Genomic DNA, 6203 nt, shown 5'->3' on the forward strand with positions numbered 1-6203 from the left:
GGGCCGGGGGGTCGAACCGCGCGGCGGCGCCCCGCCCCCGGGGGGGGCGGCGGCCCCGCGCCGCGGGCCGGGCGGCCGACGTCCGCCGCCCCCCCCCCCCCCGCCCCCCGCCCGGGGCCGGGCCACGTCCACCGGCCACCGGCGTGGGGCCGCAGTCGCCGGACCAGGATCGCCGTGCCCCGTTGTCAGACCCTCGCCGTAGTCTTCGAGTGGGCCGTCCGACGGCGGTGCCAGGGGACGGGGCCGGGAGGAGCACGCCGTGACACGACCGCCGACCGTCGCGCAGCGGCGGGTCATCGACGCCGCCGATCCGGTCACCGGGCGGCTGCGGGGCACGCAGGCGCAGCTCGAGGCGCTGGTGAAGCGGGGGCTCGCCTTCCGGCACCCGCGTCCGCCGCACGACCACTTCCTGACACCGGCGGGGCACCGCCTACGGGAGGCGGTGCCAAAGAGTGCCGCCGCACCGGTGGATCCCGCCCCGGCCGGCGACGTCTTCGCGGCGCGCGTGGGGGGTGAGGAGGACGCGGGGTCCGGCTCCGGCCCGGCCCGGGTGCGTGAGGTGCACAGCGCCTGGCAGGGACTGCTGGAGCTGCGCCGGATGACCAATCCGGACGGCGCCACGGACCGGCCGTGCCGCTGGGAGCGCGAGCATCTGGTGCGGGCGGCCGCCCTGGCCCTGGAAGCGGCCGGGCACCGGCCGGCGGGCGCGGAGGGGGACGGCTACCGGGTGCGCGCGACCCCGCAGCCGGAGGCGATCGCCGTGTACGCGCCCGAGGGCGAGGCACTGCGGGCGTGCGCCGCCACGCTGACGGGGGCGGGCTGGCAGGCCGGTGAGTACACGGAGCCGCGGACCAGGGCGCGCTATCTGCTGGCGTCACCGCGCCGGGTCTGAGCGGCGTGCCAGGATCGGGGGGTCAGTGTGCCGTACACGAGAAGGGGAAGTCGTGAGCGAACCGTTTTCCGTCCGCGTCACCGTCCGGGGGTACGAGACCGATGTGCAGGGTCACCTCAACCAGGCGGTCTATCTCAACTACGCGGAACACGCCCGGTGGTCGCTGTTGAAGGCCGCCGGGGTGAGCCAGGCCCGGCTCGTCGGCCGGGGCGTGGGCCCGGTGGCGCTGGAGACGAACATCCGTTACCGGCGCGAGCTGCTCGCGGGTGACGAGGTCGACGTGACGTGCGCCTTCGAATGGGGCGAGGGCAAGACCTTCCGGATCCGGCAGACGATCACCAAGGCCGACGGCACGGTGGCCGCCGAAGTCACCGCGGTCGGCGGCATCATGAACCTCGAGGAGCGGAAGCTGGTCGCCGACCCGCGGGAAGTGTTCAAGGAGCTGACGACGGATCCGGCCCTGTTCGGGCTGTAGCCGCCGTGCGCTCCCGTGTCCCCGCGTCACCTACGCGTCGAGCAGCTCCGGCCGGTGCTCGGCGTCGTAGGCCGCCCGCGACTCGGCGACGTAGACGCGGTTGCGCTCGGCCCAGTCGGTCAGCCGCTGGAGCGTCTCGTGCAACTCCCTTGCCGCCGATGTGAGTTCGTACTCCACCTTCGGCGGAACCGTCGGATACACCGTGCGCGTCACGAGGCCGTCGCGCTCCAGGTTGCGCAGGGTGAGCGTCAGCATGCGGCGGCTGATCCCCTCGATGCCGCGCTCCAACTCGGTGAAGCGGACGGGTCCCTGGGACGCCGCGACGAGGATCTGGACGCTCCATTTTCCGGCGACCCTGTCAAGAACTTCGCGGACCGGGCACGCGTGCGCGTTCACTGCCTGGACGGTAACACCCGTGTTCCTCTGGGACATTGAACTGCCTCCTTACGACTCCTCCCATGGTCACCGACGATGAACCCCGTTACAAGTCGTGCACCAAGAGGAGGCTCGAAGCCATGTCGACCACGATCGAGTCAGCGGCGCAGGTGTCCGCGCCGTCGCGAACGTACTCCCGCTGGGCATCCCTGGTCGTCCTGTGCGCCGGAACGCTGATGACGATCCTGGACGGCAACATCGTCACGGTGGCGATGCCCGCCATCCAGAGCGATCTGGGTTTCAGCGGGCCGGGTCTCGCCTGGGTCGTCAACGCCTATCTGATCCCCTTCGGCGGACTGCTCCTGCTGGCGGGCAGGCTCGGCGACCTGGTGGGCCGCAGGCGGATGTTCGCGGCCGGACTCGCCGTGTTCACCGCGGCCTCGGTGCTGGCCGGGGTGGCCACCACCCAGGGCATGCTGATCGCGGCACGGGCCCTGCAGGGCGCGGGCGGGGCGATGGCGTCGGCCGTGGTGCTCGGCATGCTGGTCGCGCTCTTTCCCGAGCCGCGTGAACAGGCCCGCGCCATCGCGGTGTTCAGCGCGGTCGGCGCGGCGGGCGGGGCGCTCGGCACCTTCCTCGGCGGGGCGCTGACCCAGGCCCTCGACTGGCACTGGATCTTCCTGATCAACCTGCCGATCGGCATCGCGGCCTGGGTGGCGGCCCTTCGCGTACTCGTCCCGGAGAACGGTGCGGGACTCGGCAAGGGCGCGGACTTCCCGGGAGCCGCACTGGTCACGGGCGCGCTGATGCTCACGGTGTACGTGATCGTGGGCTCCGCGGACCGTGATCTCGTCACCACCCTGCTCCTGGCCGCTCTCGCCGTCGCCCTGTTCGTGGGGTTCACCGTCCGCCAGGCACGGGCCGCGCGTCCGCTGCTGCGGCTGCGGCTGTTCCGCTCCCGCCTGCTGACCGGCGCGAACACGGTCCAGCTCCTGATGATCGCGACGATGTACGGATTCCAGTTCATCGGCGCGCTGTATCTGCAGCGCGTCCTCGGGTACAGCGAGCTGGCGACCGGCACGGCGTTCCTGCCGGCCCCGATCGCGATCGGGGTGCTGATGCTGGGGCTGTCCGCGAGGACCGTCGGCCGGTTCGGCGCCCACCGGGTGCTGCTGGCCGGGCTGACGCTCATCGCCGCCGGGATGGCGCTGCTCGGCCGTGCGCCGGCCGACGGCTCGTACCTCCCCGACGTGCTGCCGCCGCTGCTCCTGCTCTCCGCCGGGTTCGCGGCCGCGATGCCCGCGCTGACCGGGCTCGCCATGACGGGGGCGCACGAGGAGGACGCGGGTCTGGCCTCGGGTCTGTTCAACACCACTCAGGTCGTCGGCGGTTCGCTGGGACTGGCGACCTTGTCCACGCTCGCGGCGAGCCGCACCGACGGGCTCCTCGCCCGGGGCGCGGAACTGGTGCCGGCCACGGCGGAGGGCTACCAGCTGGCGTTCCGGGTGGCGACGGGGATCGCGGTGGCGGCGCTGGTGCTGGCCGCGGGGGTGCTGCGGCCCCGGGCGTGACGGGAGGGGAGGCGGGGCGGCGGATCCCCGTGACCGCCGCCCCGCTCCGCGTGTCAGACATCCCATGCCGTCAGGCGGCGACGAACGCCGCCTCGTGGTCCCGCCGCGCTCGTACTTCACCGGCAGGCTGCCCGCGGCCACCCCGTGCCAGGCGGGCCCCCGCCCCTGAATTCGGATGCGGCGGGTGCCCCGCCCCTGCCATGCTCCGGTCCCATGCCCGCACGACGTGTCAAGCCGAGTCTGTACATCTCCGTCGACATCGAGGCGGACGGCCCGATCCCCGGCCCCTGCTCCATGCTGAGTCTGGGCGCGGCCGTCGCCGGGACCCAGGACGCCGACGGGTTCACCGCCGCGGATCCCGAACAGCTGACCTTCTACCGCGAACTGCGCCCGATCAGCGAGGAGTTCGTGCCCGAGGCCTTGGCGGTGAGCGGCCTCGACCGGGTCCGGCTGAGCGCGGAGGGAGCCGAACCGGGCGTCGCGCTGGCCGAGTTCGGTGACTGGGTACGCGAGGTGAGCGCCGGCGCCCAGCCGGTGATGTGCGGCTACCCGGCGTCGTACGACTGGACGTTCCTCTACTGGTATCTGATCCGCTTCACCGGGACGAGCCCTTTCGGCCACTCGGGCTGTCTGGACATGAAGACGCTGTACGCGACGAAGGCCCGCCTTCCGCTGCGGGCCGTCGCCAAGGGCACCATGCCCCGCCATCTCCTCTCAAGGCGCCGCCACACACACCATGCGCTCGACGACGCCGTGGAGCAGGCGGAGTTGCTCGCCAACCTCATGACGTGGCCGGGTCCCGGGTCGGCACCGGTACCTGATTGAAGCCGTAGTACAGGGCGATCAGCCCGTGTGCGGCAAGGGTGAGGGGGGCCGAGACGAAGGCCAGTCCCACCGTCACCGGGTAGGCCAGGGAGCCCAGCGCGAAGCGGGCCCGGGTCTCCCTGGCCGCCCGCGGGTCGACACGGGCGTCGAACAGGTGGCCGGTGCGGGTGAGATGCCACCACAGGGCCTGGAAGGCCGCCGCCATCGCGACCATCACCAGGCTGTAGACCGCGGCCGCCACGTGCGAGGCCTTGTCCTCGCGCAGGTACGCGGCGAGCATCGCCGTCGGCCACGGCACCGCGGCGACCACCATCAGCACCAGCAGGTTCAGGAACATCAGGGTGCGGTCGACGCGGGTGACGTAGCTGAACACCTGGTGGTGGTTGACCCACATGATGCCGATGACCAGGAAGCTCACCACATAGGCGGCGTACGAGGGCCACTGAGCGCCCAACGCGTGCCACAGGCGTCCGTGTTCACCGATCTCGGGAACCTTGATCTCCAGGATGAGCAGGGTGATGGCGATGGCGAAGACACCGTCGCTGAAGGCCTCGACGCGGCTGGACTCGGTTGTCATGGCACACAGGGTGCCCCATCGGTCACCAGTTCCTCGCCCGCCTCCATGGGATGGGTCACGTCACGCGCGTCCCGCCCCTTGCCGAGGTGGTTGAACAGGAGGTTGAGGAGTACGGCGGTCACGCAGCCCGTCGAGATGCCGGAGTCGAGGACGATCTTCGCGGTCTCCGGGAAGGCGTGGTAGAACTCCGGCGCGGTGATGGGGATGATGCCGACGGCGAGCGACACCGCGACGATCAGGACGTTGTTGTCCTTCTCCAGGCCTGCCCGGACCAGCGTCTGGATGCCGCTCGCGGCGACGGAGCCGAACAGGACGACTCCCGCGCCGCCGAGCACCGGGCGCGGTACGACGGCGATGAGCGAGGCGGCCATCGGGCACAGGCCCATCAGGACCAGGAAACCGCCGCCGGTGGCGACGACGAACCGGCTGCGGATCCGGGTCATGGCGACCAGGCCGATGTTCTGCGCGAAGGCGCTGCACATGAAGCCGTTGAAGAGCGGGCTGAGGGCCGAGCCGAGGGTGTCGGCGCGCAGGCCCGCCGCGATCGTCCTCTCGTCCGCCGGTCGTTCGACGATCTCGCCGAGTGCCAGCATGTCGGCCGTGGACTCGGTCATCGAGACCACCATCACCACGCACATGGACAGGATCGCGGCGATGTCGAACCGGGGCACGCCGAAGTGGAAGGGGGTGGGGAAGCCGATGACGTCCGCGTCGGCCACCGGGCCGAAGTCGGTGACGCCGAACGGGATGGCGACCAGGGTGCCGGCGACCAGGCCGAGCAGCACGGCGACCTGCTTGACGAAGCCCCGGGTGAAGCGGCGCAGCAGCAGGACGATCAGCAGCGTGATGCCCGCGAGGCCCAGGTAGGCCGTCGAACCGTAGTCGTCGGCCGCGGGGTTGGGGCCCTGGGCCCAGCCGAAGGCGACGGGGAGGAGGGAGACGCCGATCAGGGTGATGACCGAACCGGTCACGACCGGCGGGAAGAAACGGACCGCCCTGCTGAAGAAGGGGGCGGCGAGGAAGCCCAGGAATCCGGCCACCATGACCGCCCCGAAGATGACCGGCAGGGCGTCGGACTTGTCGTGGGCCGAGGCGACGATCGCGGTCATCGGGGCGACACCCGCGAAGGTGACGCCGTTGACGAAGGGCAGCCGGGCGCCGATCTTCCATACGCCCAGTGTCTGCAGGAAGGTGGCCAGCCCCGCGGTGAACAGGCACGCGCCGGTGAGGAAGGTGAGCTCGGTGCCGGACAGGCCCACGGCCGCGCCGACGATGAGAGGTGGGGCGACGACTCCCGCGTACATGGCGGCGACGTGCTGCAGACCGGTGGTCGCCATCTTGAGGGCGGGCAGTTTCTCGTCAACTGGGTGAGCGGACACGGCGACTCCTCCGGTCGGGTAACACGTCGGCTCTGACGTGGGTTTCATGGAGGTGGTGCACGGGCGAGGGGCTCATCCCTTCTCGAGCGTAGCCGAGAGCCTGGGGGAG

General features: G+C 71.7%; 7 protein-coding genes. 4 read left to right on the forward strand and 3 right to left on the reverse strand.

Going from position 1 to position 6203, the window contains the following annotated elements:
• Window positions 1-259 precede the first annotated feature (259 nt).
• Together ACFW2E_RS27535 and ACFW2E_RS27540 are read left to right on the forward strand one after the other, a co-directional pair.
• Window positions 260-892 (forward strand): hypothetical protein, encoded by a 633-nt coding sequence (locus tag ACFW2E_RS27535; RefSeq protein WP_384469759.1) that lies wholly within the window; start codon window positions 260-262, stop codon window positions 890-892.
• Between the two features lie 52 nt (window positions 893-944).
• Window positions 945-1367 (forward strand): acyl-CoA thioesterase, encoded by a 423-nt coding sequence (locus ACFW2E_RS27540; protein WP_384469760.1) that lies wholly within the window; start codon window positions 945-947, stop codon window positions 1365-1367.
• A 30-nt stretch (window positions 1368-1397) separates the two neighbouring features.
• Here the strand turns inward: ACFW2E_RS27540 and ACFW2E_RS27545 are convergent, their stop codons facing one another.
• Entirely contained in the window at window positions 1398-1799 is a 402-nt protein-coding gene (locus tag ACFW2E_RS27545; protein ID WP_384469761.1) for a winged helix-turn-helix transcriptional regulator, read from the reverse strand.
• 83 nt (window positions 1800-1882) lie between these two features.
• Between ACFW2E_RS27545 and ACFW2E_RS27550 the strand changes: the two genes are divergently transcribed.
• A complete protein-coding gene (locus ACFW2E_RS27550) occupies window positions 1883-3313 on the forward strand; it encodes an MFS transporter (protein ID WP_384469762.1) in 1431 nt (476 codons plus the stop codon).
• Window positions 3314-3526: 213 nt separating this feature from the next.
• Window positions 3527-4138 carry an exonuclease gene (locus ACFW2E_RS27555; protein WP_384469763.1) on the forward strand — a complete coding sequence of 204 codons (612 nt, stop codon included), beginning with the start codon at window positions 3527-3529 and terminating at the stop codon, window positions 4136-4138.
• On the opposite strand, the gene ACFW2E_RS27560 is transcribed toward ACFW2E_RS27555, so the two are convergent.
• Both ACFW2E_RS27560 and ACFW2E_RS27565 read right to left on the reverse strand, forming a co-directional pair.
• Complete coding sequence (locus ACFW2E_RS27560) at window positions 4095-4715, reverse strand: TMEM175 family protein (RefSeq protein WP_384469764.1); 621 nt, start codon at window positions 4713-4715, stop codon at window positions 4095-4097. The genes ACFW2E_RS27555 and ACFW2E_RS27560 overlap by 44 nt on opposite strands.
• Window positions 4712-6094, reverse strand: coding sequence for a nucleobase:cation symporter-2 family protein (locus ACFW2E_RS27565; RefSeq protein WP_384469765.1), 1383 nt, complete (start codon window positions 6092-6094; stop codon window positions 4712-4714). The genes ACFW2E_RS27560 and ACFW2E_RS27565 overlap by 4 nt, the downstream gene beginning before the upstream one ends.
• Window positions 6095-6203: the final 109 nt, after the last annotated feature.

This window comes from Streptomyces sp. NPDC058964 (genome assembly GCF_042741275.1).
GTDB lineage: Bacteria > Actinomycetota > Actinomycetes > Streptomycetales > Streptomycetaceae > Streptomyces.